Genomic DNA, 20,544 nt, shown 5'->3' with positions numbered 1-20,544 from the left:
TCAGATCGTGCTGCGCTTGGCCTTGCCGCGGAGGGACGTGCGCACCCACGCCATGATGCCGGGGCCGGCGACGGCACCGCCGGCATCACCGGCGAGAGCGCCGATGACAAAGCCATTGACCTTGTCATTGCACGGGCCGCAGACCCGCTCGCCCAGCGGCGTGCCATAGCTCTTGCCGCTGACGGACTTGCCGCACTTGGGACAACGCATGATGCCACTCCCTCGTGAATCAGCACCGCCGGCCGGGTGCCCTCGCAGTTCAGAAGTGCTCGCGCCGCCGGCGGTTCCGCAGCGCGCCCAGCGCCCCGGCCGCGGCGACCGCGAGAGCGAGAGCTGGGGCGATGCCGCGCCACCGGCGAGCGTCTGCCGTGGAGCCGGGCGCCTCGGGCGCGGATGACTCGGGAGCGATCCGTGCGGCCGCGGGCGATGCGGTGGGCGCCGGCGAGGGCGGCGTGGGCGAGGCGCCGGTGGCCCCGACCGGGGCGGGGAGCGGCGGCATCCGCCACTGCTGGATCGCCGAGCGTGAGCCCTCGGTCGAGGCCAGGAGGGTGCCATCGGGCCCATTGGCCAGCCCTTCGCCCTGCGGCTGCGCGGGTGTGGGCCAGGTGGCCCGCAGCGTGAAGTCCGGATAGTCGAGCACGGTCAAGCTCGCATAGCCACGCAGGTAGACCTGCGCGCCCGCGGGCGCGAAGGTCGCGTCGGTGACGATCGCCGGTGCCGGACCGACGTATGCCAGCGCGTTGACCCCGTCCGCGCGCAGCGGCTGCGGCGCCCGGTAGATCGCGCCCACGAGGGCCTTGGTGACGACATAGAGCGCGCCCGTCGTGGGGTGGACGAGCAACGCCTCGGCATTGTGCGGGCCGTCCGGATAGCGCAGGTCGTAGCGGGTGCCAGAAACATGGTCGTCGTGGTCGAGGGGCGGGGACGGCACCCGGACGACCGTGATGGTGCTGCGCTGCTGGGCGTTGTCGCCGATGTCACCGACCCAGATGGTGCCGTCCGGCCCCAGCGCGAGGGCTTCGACATCGGTGGGGTCGGAATCGGCATACCGCAGGCGCGCGGTCTCGCGACCGGTGCGATCGGCGACATAGAGCACCGCCTCGTCACCGGAGTCGTTCGTCGTGATCAGGCGATCGCGCCACCAGAGCAGGCCGCTGGACTCTGCGATCCGCTTCTCTTCCCAGCGGGCGAACTCGCCGACGAGTTCGACGGCGTTCCCGTCCTGCGCGCCGGCCGGACCGCCGGCGCTGAGGAGGGCGAATGGCGCGAGCAGGCCGGCGGCGATTCGCCCGATGTGCATGGGCGGCACCCTATGTCCGGGGTCTCGAGGTCGCTCGCGCGAACGCACCCCGGCGCGCTCGGGCATGCTGTACGTCGTGACAACTGAGCCGGAGCCGCAGGCGCGCGCGGCGCACACGATGGCGCAGATGCGGGCCGCTGCCGAGCTCTTCGGCGCGGTGTGGGGACGCAATGACGAGGGCCTGCCGATCGGCAGCGAGATGCTGCGCAGTCTGGCGCACGCGGACGGGCTGGTCACGCTCCTTCACGATGGCGCTGGGGCCCTGCTGGGTGCCGCCGCGCTGGGGCGCGGGGCGCCGGGAACGGCATACAGCTATATCGCGGCGACCGCGCCCGGGCATGAGCAGCGGGGCCTGGGACTCTTGCTGAAGCTGCACCAGCGGCAGTGGTGCCTGGAGCGCGGAATCCATTGCATGAGTTGGACTTTCGACCCCCTCGTCGGCCGCAATGCGCGCTTCAATCTCACCAAGCTCGGAGCTGCTGTGGACTGTTACGAGCCGGAGTTCTATGGCGTGATGTCCGACCGGATCAATGGCAGTGACCCGGCGGACCGGCTGGTGGCCCGGTGGGTGCTGACCGATCCCGGTCCGCGGGCCGAGCCACCGGAGCCGCCGGCAGTCGGCGGCGTCGCCGGGCCGGACGGCGACCCGGCCCATGTCCTCGGGGACGGCGCACGCTGGCTGCGCGTGCCGGCGGATATCGTCGCCCTGCGCCGCAGCGATCCGGCCCAGGCGAGCGCGTGGCGGTCGACCACCCGTGAGTGGTTCACCGACGCCTTCGCCGCCGGCTACGTCGCGGTCGGCGTGACCCGTCGAGGCTGGTATCACCTGACCGTGAAGGAGTCGTCATGAGGATCGCGCACGCCGAGTTGCGCTGGGTGCGGATGCCGCTGGTGGCGCCCTTCCGCACCTCCTTCGGCACGTCCTACGACCGGGACACCATCGTGCTGCGCATGGTGACCGACGAGGGTGCCGAGGGGTGGGCCGAGTGCGGCGCCGAGATCGACCCGCTCTACAGCGAGGAGTGGCTCGATGGGGTCGATCTCGTCCTGCGCGATCATCTGCTGCCGCGGCTGGTGGCCCTTGGCGATGAGGTGACGGCGGCTCGCGTCAAGCCGGCGCTGGAGCCGGTCAAGCGCCACTTCATGGCCAAGCACCTGCTGGAGACCGCCGTCCTCGACGCGGAGCTCAAGAGTGCCCGTATGCCGTTCGCGACCTATCTCGGATCGGTGCGCGAACGCGTGCCGGCGGGTGTGTCGGTGGGCATCATGGACGCCCATGCCGACCTGCTCGCCGCCGTCGCCGGGTATCTCGACGCGGGCTATGTGCGCATCAAACTCAAGATCGAGCCGGGCTGGGATATCGAACCGGTTCGCCTGGTGCGCAAGGAGTTCGGCGACATTCAGTTGCAGGTGGACGCCAATACCGCCTACACGCTGATGGACGCGCAGCATCTGGCGCGACTGGATGAGTTCGGGCTGCTCCTGATCGAGCAACCGCTGCGCGAGGACGACCTGCGCGGCCACGCAGAGCTGGCCCGGTTGATCCGGACGCCGGTCTGCCTGGATGAGTCGATCACCTCGGCGCGCGACGCCGCGACCGCGATCGCGATGCGCGCCTGCTCGGTGATCAATGTCAAACCCTCGCGGGTCGGCGGCTACCTGGAGGCCCGCCGGATCCACGATGTGGCTGCGGCCAATGGCATACCGGTGTGGTGCGGCGGAATGCTGGAGACGGGCATCGGCCGGGCACCCAATCTGGCGCTCGCCGCATTGCCGGGCTTCGTGCTGCCGGGCGACACCTCGGCGTCCGCGCGCTACTACACCCAGGACATCACCGCGCCCTTCGAACTCGACGCCGATGGCTGCATCGCCGTCCCAGGCGGCCCGGGCATCGGTGTCGACGTGCTGAACGAGGTGCTCGCCGGGTTCACCGACCGCGTCGTCCCGCTGTCCGTCTGAACCGTCGCGACCGCCGGCCTAGGCGTCGGCGGCGCGGCGGTTCGCGATAGCATCGCGGTGGAGGCGGGTCCCCGCAGCCAGGACTGCCCGTGTCGGGTAAGTCGGTCCCGCGGTCGACCTCAGCCCCGCGGAGATCGCCATGAGCGGCACAGCGAAAACCCTTGCCGGAGAACGTCAGCGCGTCGTCATCCTGGGCGCCGCGGGTCGCGACTTCCACGACTTCAATGTCGTCTACCGCGATGACCCGAGCGTGGAGGTGGTCGCCTTCACGGCGACGCAGATCCCCGATATCGACGGGCGGACCTACCCGCCGGAGTTGGCCGGCGAGCTCTACCCCGCGGGCATACCGATCGTCGACGAGACGGAACTGGAGGCATTGATCGCGCGCGAGCGCGTCGATGTCGTGGCGTTCGCCTACTCTGACCTGCCGCACGCGGGCGTCATGCACCTGGCCTCGCGCGCGATCGCGGCCGGCGCCGACTTCGTCCTGCACGGCTCGAAGGCGACGATGGTGCGCTCGACCCGCCCGGTCGTCGCGATCACCGCGGTCCGCACCGGCGTCGGCAAATCGCAGACCACGCGCTTCGTCGCCGAGCTGCTGCGCGAGCGAGGGCTGCGCGTCGTCGCCATTCGCCACCCCATGCCCTATGGCGACCTGGCCGCGCAGGCCTGCCAGCGCTTCGCCACCTATGCCGATCTCGACCGTCACCAGTGCACGATCGAGGAGCGGGAGGAGTACGAGCCGCACATCGACAGCGGGGTCATCGTCTATGCCGGCGTCGACTACGAGCGCATCCTGCGCGCGGCCGAGGAGGAGGCCGATGTCATCCTCTGGGACGGCGGCAACAACGACATCCCGTTCTATGTCAGCGATCTGCACATCGTGCTCGTCGACCCCCTGCGGGCCGGACACGAATCGGCCTACCACCCGGGCGAAGCCAACGTCCGGATGGCCGATGTCGTCATCGTCGCCAAGTGCGACTCCGCGAGCGAGGAGCAGATCAGTGCCGTCGAGGCGGGCGCGCGGTCGCTGAACCCCGATGCCGAGATCGTGCGCTGCGACTCCCCCGTGACGCTGGCCGGCCCCGGACTTATCGCTGGCCGGCGCGTCGTCGTCGTCGAGGACGGGCCGACGCTGACACACGGGTCGATGAGCTTCGGCGCCGGCGTCGTCGCCGCCCGGGCCGCAGGCGTCGCCGGGATCGTCGACCCCGAGCCGTATGCCGTTGGCGCCATCGCCGAGACCTACGCCAAGTACCCCAACGCCGTGGGGATTCTCCCGGCCATGGGTTATGGCGAGCAGCAGATCGCGGACCTGCAGGCCACGATCGCCGCCATGCCGGTCGAGGCGATCGTGTCAGGCACCCCGATCGACTTGACGCGAGTGTTGACCGTCGACAAACCCCTTGTGCGGGCCCGCTATTCGTTGCGTGAGCGCGACCCCGGCCGCCTGTCCGCCGCCCTAGACCGCGTCCTGATTTGACCCCACCCCACCCCGTCGAAAGGCCGGTTCAGCCCCGTCGAAAGGCCGGTCCAGAGTTGTCGACGATCAGGTCAGATCGTCCGCCGCAAGACGACGGCCGACCACGACGCGAGGTGACCCGCGGCGGCGGGCAGCGCGGGAGACGGCATGCCTCCATCGGTTTCCGTAGTCGACAGGACCTCCGCGCCTGCCCAGCCCTCGAACGGCCCCGCCGCGCCGAAGTCGGCCAGTTCGATCGGCACGCGCGAGAGATTGGCGAGCACAAGCAGTTGGTCGTCGCCTCGCGTGCGGGTGAACGCCCATACGGTCGGGTGGTCGGCAAGAAGTAGCTCGAAGCGGCCGAGCGCGACGGTGGAATTGTTGTGCCGCAACGTGATCAGCCGCTTGTAGTGCGCGAGGACCGAGTCCGGGTCGTCGGCTTGAGTGGCGGCGTTGATCTCAATGTGGTTGGGGTTGACGGCGATCCACGGCTCGCCGGTGGTGAACCCCGCGTGCCGGCTGGCGTCCCATTGGACTGGCGTTCGCGCGTTGTCGCGTCCCTTGGCCCGTATGCCGTGCAACACTTGCGCGGGCTGCACACCGGCGTCGGCGGCCTCGCGGTAGTAGTTGATCGACTCGATGTCGCGGACATCGTCGATGCCCGCGATCGGGGCATTGGTCATCCCGAGTTCTTCGCCCTGATAGACGTAGGGCGTGCCCCGGTGCAGGTGCAGGACCGTGGCCAAGGTCTTGGCCGAGCGCTCGCGCCAGGCCGGGTCGTCGTCGCCGAAGCGCGAGACCGCACGCGGCTGGTCGTGGTTGTCCCAATAGAGGGAGTTCCAGCCGACGTCGGCCAAACCGTCTTGCCACGCAGCGAGATTCGCCTTGAGCCGGGGTAGTTCGAGCGGGATGACGTCCCACTTGCCGTTCGGCCCGGAGTCGAGATCGACATGCTCGAACTGGAAGACCATGTCGACCTCGGCGCGCGCGGGATCGGTGTAGAGACGGGCCTCCTCGATGGTCACGCCCGGCGTCTCACCGACCGTGATAAGAGCGGCCTCGCGGCCGGCGAAGACCTCCCGATGCATTTCCTGGAGGAACTCATGGATGTGCGGTCCGTTGAAGGTCTGCGCGACCAGGTCGTCGTGGGCGTCTCGCAGGGGCGTGACCTTGCTGATCAGATTGATGACGTCCATCCGGAAGCCGTCGACGCCCCGCTCGAGCCAGCGGCGCATCATTGCGTAGACGGCCTGGCGGACCTCGGGATTCTCCCAGTTGAGGTCGGGTTGCTTGCGCGAGAAGAGGTGCAGGTAGTACTGCTCGGTGGCCAGGTCGTACTCCCAGGTGGAGCCGGAGAAGAAGGAGACCCAGTCGGTCGGCTGGTCGCGCCACCAGTACCAGTCGCGCTTGGGGTTCTCGCGCGAGCTGCGCGACTCCATGAACCACGGATGCTCGTCACTGGTGTGATTGACCACGAGGTCCATGACCAGCCGGATGCCGCGCTCGTGCAGCCCAGCGATGATCGCGTCCAACTGCGCATCGGTGCCGAACATCGGGTCGACGTGCTCGTAGTCGCTGATGTCGTAACCATTGTCGTCCTGCGGCGAGCGATAGACCGGCGAGAGCCAGACGACATCGACCCCGAGGTCCGCCAGATAGTCGAGCTTGCCGAGGATGCCACCGAGGTCGCCCAGCCCGTCGCCGTCACTGTCGGCGAAGCTGCGCGGATAAATCTGATAGACCGTAGCCGACGTCCACCACGGCGGCGACGCCACGCCCTCTCCGTCCGCCGCCACGCCCTCTCCGTCCGCCGCCCCGCTGCCGGTCCCCGGGGCGATGACTTCCGGTGTCGCGCTCCCTGTTGGTGGCACAGCTGCAGCCTCGGCAGCGACGTCGCTCATGCCCCGACCCTAACCCGTCGAGAGGCCGGTTCAGCCCCGTCGAGAGGCTGGTTCAGCCCCGTCGAGAGGCCGGTTATCCACAGGCCGTCGGTTTTCCGGGTACCTCTCGACGGCAAGGCGCGCAGCATTGAGAGGTATGACGAACCCCGACCACACCGATTCGCCACTGGCGCACCCACGACACCGACCGCCCGCGCCCAAGAACCTCGAGGCCCTCACCGCCGTCGCGCGCTCGATCGACGTGCCGTTTGCGTTCTCACATTCGACGGCTGCCGAGATCGCCGGCTGGCCGACACCGTGGGCCGCGCGCGTCGTCGGTGATCTCCACGTGATCACCGAGACCCGTGCCGGACACCTCAAGAGGATCGGCTTCATCGGTCACCGGGGGCTGGAGAGCCGGGCGGTGGTGCTGCGCCACGGGCTGCCTATCGTCGCGCCCGCGCATACCTGGGCCGACCTGGGCGAATTGGTCGGACGGGGGCTGCCCTACACCTTCGAGGACATCATCGGCGCCGGCGACCAGGCGCTCAATGCCGGTTGCACGAAGGAGCAACTACGCCTCATTGTCGAGAGCCGGATCCGCCCACGCGGCAAACGGACGTTGCTCCCAGCGCTGCCTTGGATGCGGCGGGGATCGGAATCGATGCTCGAAACTGGGACGCGACTCGTCGTGCATCGCGGCGGCGTGCCGTCGGCATCACTTAATCAGAACGTCTACGACTCCAAGGGCAACTTCCTCTTCCGCCCGGACCTTGCTTGGCGCGCCAAACGAGTTGCCGTCGAATGTCAGGGCACCGAATACCACGACACCCCTGACGCCGTCGCCAGCGACACCCGCCGTTTCGAGGTCGGCAAGCGGCACGGTTGGACATTCCTGGAAGTGCGTTCGGACCAGATCTGGGACCGGGATCTGCGCAACGAGTTCCTGTCAGCGCTGGCTGATGCCCTCGGCTTTCCGGCACACCGACTCGATCTCCCGGCCGCGGAACCGCAACGCCACTCACCTGAGGCCGCGGCCACGCTCTTGGAGAATCTCGAACGTCGACGGCGTCGCGGCCGGGCGCAGCAGTAGGCCACTCGACGGGGCTGAACCGGCCACTCGACGGGGCTGGGACAGGGCCGAGACTAGATTGGGGGGCAACGGCATACGTGAGGAAAAAGGAGTCGGAATGCAACGAATGGCGCTGGTCGGGGCGGGCTTCATCGGGAGTGTGCACGCGGGCAACCTGGCCGCGCATCCCGGGGTCGACTTCGCGCTTGTGTATGACGTGGACCCCGACCGCGCCCAAGCGGTCGCCACTCGCTACGGCACTGTCGCGACGACGACAATCGAGGATGCCTTCGACCCGGAGCGCATCGACGCCGTCTTCATCGCGTCGTCCACCGACAGCCACGCGGACAACCTGCGCCGCGCCGCAGACGCCGGCCTGGCTGCGTTGTGCGAGAAACCGATCGACAAGGACCTGATGGCGGCCATCGACGTCGTCGACTATGTGACCGCGCGCGACGGGCGGGTCATGATGGCCTTCAACCGGCGCTTCGACCGCGACTACGGCGCGCTCCAGCGAGCTGTCGCCGCCGGCGACGTCGGCGACGTCGAGCTCATCCAGATGACGTCGCGCGGCCCGGTCGTCCCACCACTTGACTACATCAAGGTCTCCGGCGGCATCATGCGCGACTCCGCTGTCCACTTCTTCGACCTCACGAGATTCATCGCCGGTGCCGACCCCGTCGAGGTCTTCGCCAGCGGGTCAGCCCTCGCCGACCCGCGCATCGCGCAGTATGACGACGTCGACACCTCCGCCGCCATCCTCAAACTCCCCAGTGGCGCCATCGTCCAGATCGACTCGGTGCGCCGCACGGCATACGGCTATGACGAGCGGATCGAAGTCATGGGGTCGGGCGGCCTGATCGAGGCCGGGCGCCATGTGACGGGGACCGTTTCACGGTATGGCGCGAATTCCGTTGTCGCTAACGGTATGCCTGCCGGTTGGTTCGAGCGCGTCCAACCCACGTATGCCGCGACTCTGGACATTTTCGTCACCTCCGTGGAAACGGGCTCGCCCTTTTCCCCGTCGCTGACCGATGGGCTGAAGGCGCAGGCAATTGCCGAGGCCGCGACCCGCTCGCTGACCAGCGGGCGCAGCGAGACAATCAGCTACCCCACACCCCGAGCCGAATAGCTGATCGGAAATCCTGCGCGCACCTTCGCTGGAACCTGCACACTGGCACCCGTGACGAGCAGCGACCTGTGGGACGAGGAGACGGCAGCCCGGTACGACGCCGTCTGCGCCGAGGACTTTACCCCGGCCGAGACTGACGCCACTCTGAATGTCCTTGCGGGACTTGCCGGTCCGGGGCGTGCGTTGGAGTTTGCCATCGGCACGGGGCGGATCGGCATACCGCTCGCGTTGCGTGGGGTGCCCGTCGCCGGCATCGAGTTGTCGTATCCGATGGCCAGGCAGCTGCGGCGTAAGGATCCCGATGGCCTCGTGCCGGTGACCATCGGCGACATGGCGACGACGCGCGTTGACGGCGACTTCAGCCTCGTCTATCTGATCTACAACACCATCGCGAACTTGCGAACCCAGACGGAACAGGTGGCGTGCTTCCGCAACGCCGCGCGGCATCTCGCGCCCGGCGGGCGTTTCCTCATCGAGCTCTGGATTCCGCCGATCCGCCGGATGCCGCCCGGACAACGCGCCGTGCCCTTCGACGTGACCGACCGGCATCTCGGCATGGATACCTACGATCTGGTGACCCAGCAGGGCACCTCACACCACTACACACACGAAGCGGACGGCTCGATCCGTTACGGCACAACGAACTTCCGCTATATCTGGCCGGCCGAGTGCGATCTGATGGCGCAGCTCGCCGGCCTAGAGTTCGAGTCCCGGGTTGCGGACTGGGACGGCTCCGATTTCACGGCCGATAGTCCGAGTCACATTTCCGTATGGCGCCGGGCCACTTGACCAGCAACGCGTTCTCTCTTCCCTCGGGTCATTGATGGCGGGGGCGCACCGTCAGGAGTTGTGATTGGGTGCCGAGGGGGCCGGCGGCGTCATGGAGGATCGTGTGCGTCACGCCCAAGCCGTCGCCGCCGAAGATAACGGTGACATCGAAGCCCGCCCACTCCCCCACCGGCGACCGGACGAAGTGTGCGGTCAGATCGACATTAGGGAAGAGCACGTCGCGTGGATCGGCGCGCACCGCAACACCATTGGTGATGTCGAGCAAGCCTGCCCACCGCGCGTGTGTGCTCACGGATTCGTCGGCAAGCAAGGGCACCGGCGTCCGCACCCACGCCACCGAACGGCCGGGCCCGAGCACCTGCCGACGCACCTCGACGCCCCCGATGAAGCCTCCTGGCCAGACATCTCGCATCGCCCAGGGCTCGCACTCCTGCGGCCCGGGCACCGCCGGCAGCGCCCCGCCCGCGATCGACATGGTGTCGGCCGTCGCCATCAACCAGGCGCGCGCACGGACGATGGCGCGATCGGCATACGTCATGGTCGCCTCGACGAGGTCGATGGTCCGCCCGGGGCGCAGCACCCGGGTTGCCACCTCCACCTCGCCGACCGGGACGGTGCCGAGAATGTCGTAGGACAGCCGCCCGACGATCAACCCGTCCGGGCGACGCGCGTCGCGATCGCGCTCGATGCAATGAGCAAGCAGCCCGAGCGCCGGGGCGATGTGTTGCTCGCTGACCTGCCAGGCCCCGCTTGTGTGCTCGGTCGCCCGGAACCGCGTGGGCCCCAATCGCTCGAAATACGCCGCGCCCATCCGGCCCCCTTTCCCGCTCCGGATGCTACCGACCGCTGGGAGGTGGCGGGACTTCAGGCGATCGCGCTGTCTCTGCCGGCCCAGTGGGGAGCGCGCACTCGCGCTTGAGAATCTTGCCGGAGGGGTTGCGCGGCAAGGCATCCACCACGTCGACCGACTTCGGACACTTGTAGGCCGCGAGGCGTTCGCGCATCCACGCGATCACCTCGTCCGGGTCCACGGTCACACCAGGCTTGGGCGCAAGCCTCCGGTTTGCCGAGATAGCCCTTCATCAACTGTGGCGTGTGGAACCACAATTCCCCGACCTGACCCACGGCGCAGTCCTCGCCCGTCGCCGGGTCGACGACCCGCACCTGCCCATCAGCCACCACCTGGCCGGCGCTGGTCAGCCGCTCGCGATGTTCCGGGTCTCGATGTGCGAGCGGGCTGAGCGATGTGATCACCCCGCCCATCTCGGTCATCTCGTAGACCTGGACGAAGTCCATCTCGGGCCAACTCGCCAGGGCCTTTTGGAGCATCGGCAGCGGCATGGGGGACGGAGCCCGTCGGCTCGGGCTCGCCGGCCGCCACCCAGTCCTGGAGTTCGTCGTCATCCCCACCCAGGACGATGACCTTCTCGACGCTCGGCACGCGGTCGGCGATTGCGTCGTATGCCGCTCGGACGTCCGCCCCGACGAAGACGACCTTGGGCGCGCTGTCGGCGAGGACATACGCGAGTTGGTCACCGAAGAGTCGGAAGTTGACGATCACGTGCGCCGCGCCGATGGCAGCCGCACCGTTGGTCACCTCGACGGTGGCGAGGTTGTTCATGTCGATCGTCGCCACTCGTTCACCGCGGGGGATGCCAAGCATCCGCAACGCACCGGAGACGCGCTGGACGCGCTCGGCCCATTGAGCCCACGTGTAGTTCTGATCCTGGTAGCCGACACACGGCGCGTCCGGCTGAGCCGCCGCCCATCTCGTCATCGGATCCGTCAGCAGCGCGACCGCGGGCACGGTGGTGGTCGTCATAGCCAGTCCCGTCACATCGGTGTGGCTGGGCGTGTGCGAGCAGTGTGGCCGCTCGCCGGCATCGAGGCAACGGAACACCTCGGGGCTGAACCGGCCACTCGACGGGGCTGAACCGGCCACTCGACGGGGCTGAACCGGCCTTTCGACGGGAATACCCCCTGGGGGTATGATGTTTCCGAGGCAGCAATATCACCCACGTGAGGAGCACCACCATGAGCGCTGAGAACACCTACACCGTCAGAGGCATGACCTGCGGCCACTGCGTCGCATCGGTCACCGAGGAGGTCAGCGCGATCCCCGGCGTCGGCGATGTCCAGGTCGAACTGGCTTCGGGCGCCTTGACCTTCACCTCCGGGGCTGCGGTCACGCGCGAGCAGGTCGACGCCGCCGTGACGGAAGCCGGCTACGCCCTGGCATGACGACGACGCTGCCGACAACCCCGGACACCGACGCGGCCCGGGAGATCGATCTCGAACTCACCGGTATGACGTGCGCCTCGTGCGCCAACCGCATCGAGCGCAAACTCAACAAGCTCGACGGCGTCGCCGCGAGCGTCAACTACGCGACCGAGCGGGCACACGTCCGCTTCGCGGAGACCGTCAGCCCCGATGCTCTCGTCGCCGCCGTCGAGGCGGCCGGCTACGGCGCCACCATTCCCGCTGCCCCCGTGGCGGACACTGGCGATGACGAGCCGCCAGCCGCCCCGCGGGACGCCCACCTCGAGCGCCTGCGCAGCCGTCTGCTCATCTCGGCGGTGCTGAGCCTCCCCGTGATCGCGATGGCGATGATCCCGGCACTGCAGTTCACCAACTGGCAGTGGCTCTCCCTCACCCTCGCCGCTCCCGTGGCGGTCTGGGGCGCCTGGCCCTTCCACCGAGCAGCGTGGATCAACCTGCGCCACGGCGCCGCGACGATGGACACCCTCATTTCGCTGGGCACCGGAGCGGCCTTCCTCTGGTCGCTCTATGCCCTCTTCTTCGGCCATGCCGGCATGCCCGGGATGACCCACCACTTCGCGTGGGGCATCGCGCGCTCGGACGGTGCCGGCAATATCTATCTCGAGGCCGCGGCCGGCGTCACCACCTTCATTCTTGCCGGCCGCTATCTGGAGGCGCGCTCCAAGCGCGACGCCGGCACCGCGCTGCGCGCACTGATGTCCTTGGGAGCCAAGGATGTTGCGGTGATGCGCGACGGCATACGAGAAGAACGTATGCCGATTGCCGCCCTCGCGGTCGGCGACCGTTTCGTCGTGCGCCCCGGTGAGACGATCGCGACCGACGGCGTGGTGGAGTCCGGCACCTCCGCGGTGGACGCGTCGATGCTAACCGGTGAGCCGGTGCCCGTCGACGTCGGCGTGGGCGACCTTGTCACCGGGGCGACCGTCAACGTCAGCGGCCGGCTCGTCGTGCGCGCGACGCGCATCGGGGCCGACACGCAACTGGCGCGGATGGCCCGACTCGTCGAGCAGGCCCAGTCGGGAAAGGCGGCCGTGCAACGGCTGGCGGACCGGATCTCCGGGGTCTTCGTCCCGGTCGTCATCCTGCTGGCCCTGGGCACGCTGGTGTTCTGGCTGCTCCGCGGGGCCGGGGGTGGCGCCGCCTTCACCGCGGCCGTCGCTGTGCTCATCATCGCCTGCCCGTGTGCGCTCGGCCTGGCCACGCCGATGGCCTTGATGGTCGGCACCGGACAGGGCGCCAAGCACGGCATCCTGATCAAGGGCCCCGAGGTGCTCGAGTCGACCAAGCGCGTCGACACCGTCGTGCTCGACAAGACCGGCACCGTGACCACCGGCCTGATGGCCGTGCGTGATGTCATTGCCACAGAAGGTGAGTCGCGCGACGACGTGCTGCGCTCGGCCGGATCTCTCGAGCACGGGTCGGAGCACCCGATCGCGCGCGCCATCTCCGCGGCGGCCGGTGCACTCCCCGGCCGGCTGCTCCCGATCGACGGATTCGAGAACGTCCAGGGCCGCGGCGTGCACGGGATTGTCGAGACGGCTGAGGGTGGCCGTGCGGTCGTCGTCGGCCGCCCAGAACTTCTAATCGACTGGTCCGTCGACCTGCCCCCGCAACTGGCCGACGCGATGGCGGCAGCCGAGCGTTCTGCCGCCACCGTCGTCGCCGTCGCCTGGGACGGCGCCGCGCGCGGGCTGGTCGTCGTCGGGGATGCCGTCAAGCCCACCAGCCGTGAGGCGATCGCGCGGCTGCGAGCACTTGGCCTACGCCCGGTGCTCCTGACCGGGGACAACCGAGCGAGCGCGGAAAATGTTGCGGCACAGGTCGGCATCGACGACGTGATCGCCGGCGTGCTGCCCGAGGGCAAGGTCGACGTCATTCGTGAGCTGCAGGCCGACGGACGAGTTGTCGCCATGGTCGGCGACGGCATCAACGACGCCGCGGCCCTGGCTCAGGCCGACCTGGGCATCGCCATGGGCACCGGGACCGACGCGGCGATCGAGGCGGCAGATCTGACTCTGGTCCGTGGTGACCTGCGGGTCACCGCTGACGCGATCCGCCTCTCCCGTGCCACCCTGCGGACGATCAAGGGCAACCTTTTCTGGGCCTTCGCCTACAACATTGCCGCCCTGCCTCTGGCTGCGGCGGGCCTGCTCAACCCGATGTTCGCCGGCGCGGCCATGGCCTTCTCGTCGGTCTTCGTCGTCCTCAACAGCCAGCGACTGCGCCGCTTCACACCCCAAGGCGACCGATGAACTCTGAGACCGACGTCCTTGCGACGCATGACGATTCGACCAGGCCCGGTTATGCCGACACGAAAGATGCGCTGTCCAAGCGGCTGCGGCGCATCGAGGGTCAGGTGCGCGGCGTGGAGCGGATGATCGAGGAGGACCGCTACTGCATCGACGTGCTCACGCAAATCACGGCGATCCAGTCGGGGCTCAAGGCCGTCGCGCTCGGCCTGCTCGACGAGCATCTCGCGCACTGCGTGGTGCACGCCGCCCGCGAGGGCGGGCAGGAGGAGGCCACCAAGCTCGCCGAGGTCTCCAGCGCCATCGCCCGCTTGATCCGCTGATCCCGGGTCGTCAAAGCCAGTCCCGTCGCCGGAACATGACATAGAGGCCGCCGGAGAGCATCACGATCAGAATCACGCTCAGCCAAAGCCCCAAAGGCTTGTCGAAACCGGGGTAGGGCACGTTCTGCCCGAACCAGCCGGTGATGGCTGTCGGGATGGCGATGATGGCCGCCCAGCCCGCGAGCTTCTTCATGATCATGTTGAGGCGCGAGTCCTGCAACGAGAGGTTGGCCTCAAAGATCGTCGTCACCAGATCGCGCAGCGACTCCGTCCACTCACTGGCTCGCAAGACGTGATCGTAGAGATCGTCATACCAGTGGTCGAGATCGGAGCCATCGCGAGTTCTGTTGCGCACCAACGCATTGACCACCTCGCGCATCGGCAGAACGACCCGCCGCAGAGCCACCAGGTCCTTGCGGAAACGATAGACACGCTGCACGAACCGGGCGTCGGTGGGGCCGTCGTCGAAGAGGGCATCCTCGAGCAATTCGATCTCGTCATCGAGCTTCTGGATGGTGTCGAAATGTTCGTCGACCACCGCGTCGAGCAGGCCGTGCAGCAGGGCGCCCACGCCGGACTTGAGCAGATCATGGTTGTCCTGCCAGCGGGCGACGATCGGCTCCATCATGAAGCGATCGTCCAGCCGGATGGTGACGAGCATATTCGGCAGGACCAGCCCGGAGATGCGATTGGTCACTAGACGTTCCTCCGCGGGGTGCTCGGTGTCGGTGACCAAGGGCGCGGAGTAGACAGTGAAGTAGAGAATGCGCCCGTGCCTGGTGACCTTCGGCCGCTCGTGCGCACTGAGGATGTCGTCGACCGCTGTGGGTGCCAGATCGAGCCGTTCGGCCAGGGCCGTCAGGTCTGCGGCGCTCGGGCGCAGCAGGTCGACCCAGGCAATCGCGCCATCAGCGCGCGCCACATCCGCGACCTCCTCCGCGGTGACATCGTCATCGATCAGCTCACCATCGCGCCAGGCCAGGCCCCGCACGTGACACCCCAATGACCCCATATCCGGATGCCGCCCGCTCAGTCGGCCGGCCGGCCCGCGTAGGCGACCCGCCCGCTACCCAGCGAGGCCGTCCAGGACGGCAACTCCACGACGGCCAGCGCCGACGTCGGCATACGGACCCACTCGCGGGTCAAGGATTCGAGCAGTTCCTCGACCGCCGGGTTGTGACCGACCAAGGCGAGGGTGGCGATGTCCTCGGGTGTGGCGCGCACCAGGTCCAGTAGATCGTCGCCGTCGAAGGTGTAGGCGGCCTCCTCGATCCGCGTCGGCACCGCGCCCTCCAATTCAGCCGCGACCAGCGCCCACGTGGCCCGGGCGCGCTCGGCGGGCGAGACGATCGCTAGGTCCGGACGCACTCCTTCAGCGGCGAGCCAGGCGCCGGTCACGGGGGCCTGCCGCCTGCCGCGCGTGGCGAGCGGCCGGTCCCGGTCGGACGCGGCGACTTCCCAGTCGGACTTGGCGTGACGGATCACGACGAGGGTGTGCGGCACCGGCGTATTCCTCCAGGCGTTCCGGCGGCCCGTCGGCCGCGCTGACCTATGGCGTGGAAGCCAGCGTAGGCGGTCGGCCTCCACAGGCGGCGCGCCGCAGGCGTCAGGCGGGACGGAAGCGGGCGCCCAGGGCGTGCGCCTCGATCATGGCCGGGCCGTACCACGTCAGCAACCGCCCGGACACCAGGCGTGTCGAGACTCGCGCGAACGCCTCGGGTCCGTCGTCGGCAGTAAAGACATAGGGCTCATCCGGGAGCAGCACCACATCCACCCTCGATGTGTCGATCTCGCCAAGCTCGACATGCGGATAGCGCTCCCGGCCGGCGAAGACATTGGCCAGGCCCAAGCGCGCGAGCAGATCGCTGGTGTAGGTGGCGCCGCCCACGACCATCCACGGATCGCGCCAGATCGGCACAGCGACGCGCGTATGCGGTGAGGGCACCGACCCGGACCACAGCTCGCGAGCCTGCCACAGCCATACCGGCTCATCCTCGGTGAGAACGGCGACGAGGCGGGCCATCGACGCGAGTGCCGTCGGCACATCGACGATGTCGGTCACCCAGACCGGTATGCCCGCTGCACGCAGGCGGTCCACATCAAGCTCCCGGTTCTCCTCCTTGTTGGCGACCACCAGATCGGGACGAAGTGTGGCGATCGCGGCGCGATCTGGGTTCTTGGTGCCGCGCACCCGGACCACATCCAGGCCGGCCGGGTGCGTGCACCAGTCGGTGGCACCGACGAGCACCTCGGGCGCGGTGGCCGCGATGGCCTCGGTGAGCGAAGGCACCAAGGAGATGACGCGGGTCGGTCGCGCGGGGAGGTCGACGGCATACCCCAAGTCGTCGTGAGTCGGCGCCGCACCCATCTCGCCATCGTGCCATCCAGGCGCGCCCGATCTTGTCCGCGGGCCCGCGCGGCCAGCTTTGGCGCTCCCCTCTGGCGTGTCCTGCCCCCAGCAGGGACCATGGTGCTATCGGCCGAGCAGCGGGAGGCGTGATGGATCAGGCATTTGCCAGCTATCTCGAACGGGTGCGGGCCCACAGGGGTGAGCTGGGTGAGGCCATGCAGGCCCTCGACGCAGCACTGGAGTTGCCTGCGGACGAGGGACCGCATTGGCGGCGGCGCGTGCGCGCAGCCCTGACCGAACTCGCCCACGACATCCGCACGCACGTCGAACTGACCGAGGCCGAGGGCGGGCTGTATGACGATCTGCGCGCCTCGGCGCCGCGCCTGACCAATGGCGTCGATGCCCAGCTCGACGAGCACGCCCACCTGCTCGTCGAGGTCGACCGCCTGCTGGATGAGCGCGACGACGGGCTGGCCGGCCAAGACGTGGCCGGGCACCGTGCCGCCGTGCGCGGACTGTTGACCCGGCTGGTCAGGCACCGCGAGCGCGGCGCGAAACTCGTGCACGAGGCCTACGAAGTCGATCTGGGGGGATCCGGCTGAGGTCGCCACACGGCATACGGCCTGGGGAATAGCAATCCGACTAAGGTGGTTGCTCGTTCAACGAACGGCCGCATCAGCGGCGACGCCCTCCCCTAGGAGCACTACCCCATGAAAATCGGCATCATCCTTGGCTCGATCCGCGACGGCCGCACCGGCGAATCGGTGGGCGACTGGGTCAGGCAGCAGGTCGAGGGCCGCACGGATGCGGTGTTCGAGGTGCTTGACCTGAAGACCTTCGACGTGCCGCTGCTCACCTCCGCCACCGTCCCCGGAGCGGCGAACAAGCAGTACGAGAGCCCCGAGGTCACCGCCTGGAGCCGGGCCGTCGACGCCTGCGACGGCTTCATCTTCGTCACGCCGGAGTACAACCACAGCGTGCCGGGTGCCTTCAAGAACGCCTTCGACTCGCTCGGCAGCGAGTGGGCCGGCAAGACGGTGGCCTTCGTCTCCTATGGCGCGGAGTCGGGTGTGCGGGCGGTGGAGCACTGGCGTCAGATCGTCTCGAACTTCTCGATGGTCGATGTGCGCCAGCAGGTTTCGTGCAGCCTGTTCACCGAATTCGGGCCGAACGGATTCACCCCGAACGACCGGCGGGCAGCGGAGTTCGAGACCCTGCTGGGCCAGCTGCTGCCTCTGACCGCCAAGCTGCGCGGCTGAGGGCGAGTTAAGCGGGCCGATCAGGTCCGAACGGCGCTCGGCTGCATGAGCGGCCGAGCGCCGAGCCGCGTCAGCGGGCGAGTTCGGCGGGAGAGCGCCGGGCCGCGTCGGCGGCCGAGCTCGGCGGGCGAGCTCGGCGGGCGAGCACTGGGCCGCGTCAGCGGCCGAGCTCGGCGGGCGAGCGCAGGATGCAGAACTCGTTGCCCTCGGGGTCCGCCAGCACGACCCAGCCGGTGCCGGGGCCGTCGATGCCGCGCAGGTCGCTGACCTGACGGGCGCCGAGGGCGAGCAGACGCGTCAACTCCTCATCACGGGTGCCTGAGTCCGGTCGCGGCCGCAGGTCGAAGTGCAGGCGGTTCTTCAGCGTCTTGCGCTCCGGGACCTCGATGAACAGGATCGTATGACCGGTTTCCGGATCCTCGATCGAACACTCCGGATCGCCGGGACTGTTGGGGTCGTCGGGATCGTCGACATAGCCGAGGACCTGCTTCCAGAACTCCGCCTGCTCGTAGGCGTTGCCGGCGTCGACCGAGGTGTGCGAGACAAAGGACGGCATACGCCCTAGGCAATCACACCGCCGCGGCGGGCCGCCGCGAATACGCCCATCCGGGGCCGCGCACCAGATAGCCGAAACGGTCGCTCCACGTGCGGGAACCGGCGATGTCGCGGGCGATATCGCGCCATTCATGGGTCGCGATGCGGGCCGGGTTGTTGGTGTCGATATTGCGCGTGAGGCCGTAGACCACGGGCTCCCCCTCCGGCTCGAAGGTGCCGAAGATCCGGTCCCAGACGATCAAGATGCTGCCGTGATTGCGGTCGAGATAGCGGCGGTTGGAGCCATGGTGGACCCGATGGTGTGACGGGGTGTTGAGCACACGCCCCAGCCACCCGATCGAGCGCACCACCTCGGTGTGAATCCAGAACTGGTAGACCAGATTGAGCGCTCGCGCGTTCTCGATCGCCGATGGCCGTATGCCGATCAGCGCCAGTAGCCCGTAGGGCACGGTCCACGTCACTCCCTCAGCGACGGGCTGTCGGAGCGCGGTCGAGAGGTTGTAGTGCTCGCTGCTGTGGTGGACGACGTGCACCGCCCAGAGCCAGCGGCTCTCGTGCGAGAGCCGGGGTTCCAGTAGTAGATGAAGTCCCAGCCGGCGATGGCGAGCACAGTGCCCAGCGCGCCCGAGCCGAGGTCGCGCGCGTGGGTTTCGAAAAGGCGCTTGGCCGACGTCTGGGCCGCCCAGGTCGTCGCGACGGTGAGCGCCGTCGCACCTACTGCTGCTACCGCGGCGGCCCCGGTGAGGCGTTGCGGGACAATGCTGTTCGGGCTGATCGCGGCCAGCCTGGCGGGCGTGGCGGGATCGGCCGCGGGTCCTCTGCCGGCGGTCGCGCCGCTAGCGGCCGGAGATCCTTGGGCGGCGGGCGTATCCGGAGGGGTCGCGGACACCGAGCCGGCGGGAGTGCCAGGGTCGGGCCGGACGCCGGCAGCGGGGAGTTCGCCCGCGGCATACCGGACTCGGACGACGTCGGCGATCGTGGTGACGAGCGCACCGGCCGCCGCCGTGCCCAGCAAAGCCTTGCTCCAGCGGCCGACGCCGGGCGTGATCGGGTCGAGCACGCGCTTGGCCACAGTGGGGGCGAGGAGACTGCCGACGCCCATCGACAGGCTGGCGAGTGTGTCGGCAAGGGTGTAGTCACCCGCGCGAGTGGTGCCGGGCGCTGGGAGGTTGCGCCGCAGCCACGCGTACTCGGCCCCCATCGCCCCGACATACGCCGGGATCGCGAGCACGGTTAGGTCAATCTTGGGCATTCGTGACGTCTCCTTCGGCGTCTCTTGCCCGCAGCCTAACCTCGCCCCTGACGAGGCCTCGTCCGGGACGGGATCACGTTGTTGCGATGGTGCGATAGTTCCCGCAGCAGGGCCGGCCTACGTGCGCCGTCGCGGGTTGTCGGTGGTCGGCGGCATGATCGACCTCACGGCGCAACGACCCCTCACGAGCCGCAACTCCTGCGTGCCCGAGGACGCGAGACCCCCTGTCCCACAAGACTTTTCACGGAATCGACTCTTGCCAATAGATCCGAACACATGTACGATTAATACCATGACGACCACCCCGATCAGCACCCCACGCGAGGCCGGCGACCCGCCGACCCTCGCCACGGTGCTGACACTGGTCGACCACGCCCGGGACACGCTGGCGCGGCTGCGGGAGGTGACCTGGCAGGCCACCGGGGCCGGGCTCGCCGACGCCCTCGCCCGGCTCGGTGAACTCGCGCTCGCGGTCGACGCGGCAGAAGTTGCGGTAGTCGCGGACGCCCTGGACCGTGGAGAACCAGGCGGGGGTGCGCTGCCCTTGTCGCCGACCGACTGGGTCAGCGCATCGTCGCGGCGCTACCCCACCGGACGCGCCGCGTCACCACTTGTGAAGTTGGCGGACGGCGTCCGGCTTGGCGCGGTTCCGGCTTGCCTGGCCGACGCCGTCCTCGACGCG

23 protein-coding genes and 2 pseudogenes are annotated in these 20,544 nt (G+C 68.8%); 12 read left to right on the top strand and 13 right to left on the bottom strand.

Translation table 11 applies throughout. The annotated features are described in order from the left end of the window. Entirely contained in the window at positions 1 to 210 is a 210-nt protein-coding gene (locus tag ABD209_RS00530; protein WP_344060576.1) for a hypothetical protein, read from the bottom strand. Positions 211 to 259: 49 nt separating this feature from the next. After that, positions 260 to 1,300, bottom strand: coding sequence for a hypothetical protein (locus ABD209_RS00525; RefSeq protein ID WP_344060573.1), 1,041 nt, complete (start codon positions 1,298 to 1,300; stop codon positions 260 to 262). Between the two features lie 76 nt (positions 1,301 to 1,376). On the opposite strand from ABD209_RS00525, the gene ABD209_RS00520 reads away from it, so the two are divergent. From ABD209_RS00520 to ABD209_RS00510, 3 genes are all read left to right on the top strand, one after another. Then, a complete protein-coding gene (locus ABD209_RS00520) occupies positions 1,377 to 2,150 on the top strand; it encodes a GNAT family N-acetyltransferase (RefSeq protein WP_344060570.1) in 774 nt (257 codons plus the stop codon). Continuing rightward, positions 2,147 to 3,259: an o-succinylbenzoate synthase gene (gene menC / locus ABD209_RS00515; protein WP_344060567.1), complete on the top strand. Its 1,113-nt coding sequence runs from the start codon at positions 2,147 to 2,149 to the stop codon at positions 3,257 to 3,259. The genes ABD209_RS00520 and menC overlap by 4 nt, the downstream gene beginning before the upstream one ends. Before the next feature lie 139 nt (positions 3,260 to 3,398). Beyond that, the gene (locus ABD209_RS00510; protein WP_344060564.1) at positions 3,399 to 4,742 is read left to right on the top strand and encodes a cyclic 2,3-diphosphoglycerate synthase; all 1,344 of its coding nucleotides are present in this window, start codon (positions 3,399 to 3,401) and stop codon (positions 4,740 to 4,742) included. 71 nt (positions 4,743 to 4,813) lie between these two features. Here ABD209_RS00510 and ABD209_RS00505 read toward each other — a convergent pair whose 3' ends face one another. After that, a complete protein-coding gene (locus tag ABD209_RS00505) occupies positions 4,814 to 6,622 on the bottom strand; it encodes a glycoside hydrolase family 13 protein (protein ID WP_344060561.1) in 1,809 nt (602 codons plus the stop codon). Positions 6,623 to 6,758: 136 nt separating this feature from the next. On the opposite strand from ABD209_RS00505, the gene ABD209_RS00500 reads away from it, so the two are divergent. From ABD209_RS00500 to ABD209_RS00490, 3 genes are all read left to right on the top strand, one after another. Then, on the top strand, positions 6,759 to 7,694 hold the full coding sequence (locus ABD209_RS00500; protein WP_344060558.1) for a hypothetical protein: 936 nt from the start codon (positions 6,759 to 6,761) through the stop codon (positions 7,692 to 7,694). A 97-nt stretch (positions 7,695 to 7,791) separates the two neighbouring features. Continuing rightward, entirely contained in the window at positions 7,792 to 8,805 is a 1,014-nt protein-coding gene (locus tag ABD209_RS00495) for a Gfo/Idh/MocA family protein (RefSeq protein WP_344060555.1), read from the top strand. Positions 8,806 to 8,856: 51 nt separating this feature from the next. Beyond that, complete coding sequence (locus ABD209_RS00490) at positions 8,857 to 9,594, top strand: class I SAM-dependent methyltransferase (RefSeq protein ID WP_344060552.1); 738 nt, start codon at positions 8,857 to 8,859, stop codon at positions 9,592 to 9,594. Between the two features lie 28 nt (positions 9,595 to 9,622). Here ABD209_RS00490 and ABD209_RS00485 read toward each other — a convergent pair whose 3' ends face one another. The 4 genes and pseudogenes from ABD209_RS00485 to ABD209_RS19695 form a co-directional block, all read right to left on the bottom strand. After that, positions 9,623 to 10,405: a thioesterase family protein gene (locus tag ABD209_RS00485; protein ID WP_344060549.1), complete on the bottom strand. Its 783-nt coding sequence runs from the start codon at positions 10,403 to 10,405 to the stop codon at positions 9,623 to 9,625. Between the two features lie 25 nt (positions 10,406 to 10,430). Next, the gene (locus ABD209_RS00480; RefSeq protein WP_344060546.1) at positions 10,431 to 10,631 is read right to left on the bottom strand and encodes an AMP-binding enzyme; all 201 of its coding nucleotides are present in this window, start codon (positions 10,629 to 10,631) and stop codon (positions 10,431 to 10,433) included. 91 nt (positions 10,632 to 10,722) lie between these two features. Beyond that, positions 10,723 to 10,890, bottom strand: a pseudogene (locus ABD209_RS19700) (hypothetical protein); the annotation flags it as partial. Positions 10,891 to 10,972: 82 nt separating this feature from the next. Beyond that, positions 10,973 to 11,371, bottom strand: a pseudogene (locus ABD209_RS19695) (AMP-binding protein); the annotation flags it as partial. 257 nt (positions 11,372 to 11,628) lie between these two features. On the opposite strand from ABD209_RS19695, the gene ABD209_RS00470 reads away from it, so the two are divergent. Genes ABD209_RS00470 through ABD209_RS00460 form a run of 3 tightly spaced genes read left to right on the top strand, consistent with a single transcriptional unit; the run spans position 11,629 to position 14,446 of the window. After that, complete coding sequence (locus ABD209_RS00470; RefSeq protein WP_344060540.1) at positions 11,629 to 11,835, top strand: heavy-metal-associated domain-containing protein; 207 nt, start codon at positions 11,629 to 11,631, stop codon at positions 11,833 to 11,835. After that, positions 11,832 to 14,126, top strand: coding sequence for a heavy metal translocating P-type ATPase (locus ABD209_RS00465; protein ID WP_344060537.1), 2,295 nt, complete (start codon positions 11,832 to 11,834; stop codon positions 14,124 to 14,126). Before ABD209_RS00470 ends, ABD209_RS00465 begins: the two co-directional genes overlap by 4 nt. After that, a complete protein-coding gene (locus ABD209_RS00460; protein ID WP_344060534.1) occupies positions 14,123 to 14,446 on the top strand; it encodes a metal-sensitive transcriptional regulator in 324 nt (107 codons plus the stop codon). The genes ABD209_RS00465 and ABD209_RS00460 overlap by 4 nt, the downstream gene beginning before the upstream one ends. Positions 14,447 to 14,456: 10 nt before the next feature. On the opposite strand, the gene ABD209_RS00455 is transcribed toward ABD209_RS00460, so the two are convergent. From ABD209_RS00455 to ABD209_RS00445, 3 genes are all read right to left on the bottom strand, one after another. Next, positions 14,457 to 15,437: a magnesium transporter CorA family protein gene (locus tag ABD209_RS00455; RefSeq protein WP_344060531.1), complete on the bottom strand. Its 981-nt coding sequence runs from the start codon at positions 15,435 to 15,437 to the stop codon at positions 14,457 to 14,459. A 38-nt stretch (positions 15,438 to 15,475) separates the two neighbouring features. Beyond that, positions 15,476 to 15,949 (bottom strand): SixA phosphatase family protein, encoded by a 474-nt coding sequence (locus ABD209_RS00450; RefSeq protein ID WP_344060528.1) that lies wholly within the window; start codon positions 15,947 to 15,949, stop codon positions 15,476 to 15,478. A 103-nt stretch (positions 15,950 to 16,052) separates the two neighbouring features. Further along, the gene (locus tag ABD209_RS00445; protein ID WP_344060525.1) at positions 16,053 to 16,814 is read right to left on the bottom strand and encodes a helical backbone metal receptor; all 762 of its coding nucleotides are present in this window, start codon (positions 16,812 to 16,814) and stop codon (positions 16,053 to 16,055) included. Positions 16,815 to 16,945: 131 nt separating this feature from the next. On the opposite strand from ABD209_RS00445, the gene ABD209_RS00440 reads away from it, so the two are divergent. Further along, positions 16,946 to 17,398: a hypothetical protein gene (locus tag ABD209_RS00440; protein WP_344060521.1), complete on the top strand. Its 453-nt coding sequence runs from the start codon at positions 16,946 to 16,948 to the stop codon at positions 17,396 to 17,398. 108 nt (positions 17,399 to 17,506) lie between these two features. Beyond that, positions 17,507 to 18,055 carry an NADPH-dependent FMN reductase gene (locus ABD209_RS00435; protein WP_324388298.1) on the top strand — a complete coding sequence of 183 codons (549 nt, stop codon included), beginning with the start codon at positions 17,507 to 17,509 and terminating at the stop codon, positions 18,053 to 18,055. Between the two features lie 157 nt (positions 18,056 to 18,212). Here the strand turns inward: ABD209_RS00435 and ABD209_RS00430 are convergent, their stop codons facing one another. The 3 genes from ABD209_RS00430 to ABD209_RS00420 are packed head-to-tail and all read right to left on the bottom strand — an operon-like array spanning position 18,213 to position 19,862. Then, a complete protein-coding gene (locus tag ABD209_RS00430; RefSeq protein ID WP_344060514.1) occupies positions 18,213 to 18,611 on the bottom strand; it encodes a VOC family protein in 399 nt (132 codons plus the stop codon). A 13-nt stretch (positions 18,612 to 18,624) separates the two neighbouring features. Next, positions 18,625 to 19,143: a sterol desaturase family protein gene (locus ABD209_RS00425; RefSeq protein WP_344060511.1), complete on the bottom strand. Its 519-nt coding sequence runs from the start codon at positions 19,141 to 19,143 to the stop codon at positions 18,625 to 18,627. Further along, positions 19,068 to 19,862, bottom strand: a complete 795-nt coding sequence (locus tag ABD209_RS00420; RefSeq protein ID WP_344060508.1) for a hypothetical protein — start codon at positions 19,860 to 19,862, stop codon at positions 19,068 to 19,070. Before ABD209_RS00420 ends, ABD209_RS00425 begins: the two co-directional genes overlap by 76 nt. A 292-nt stretch (positions 19,863 to 20,154) precedes the next feature. On the opposite strand from ABD209_RS00420, the gene ABD209_RS00415 reads away from it, so the two are divergent. Further along, the coding region (locus ABD209_RS00415; RefSeq protein WP_344060505.1) for a hypothetical protein at positions 20,155 to 20,544 on the top strand (390 nt) is incomplete at its 3' end.

Origin of the sequence: Nostocoides vanveenii (genome assembly GCF_039531165.1) — a bacterium.
GTDB lineage: Bacteria > Actinomycetota > Actinomycetes > Actinomycetales > Dermatophilaceae > Nostocoides_A > Nostocoides_A vanveenii.
Note: the sequence above shows the minus strand (reverse complement) of the source record. Positions and strands in the feature narration are given on the sequence as shown.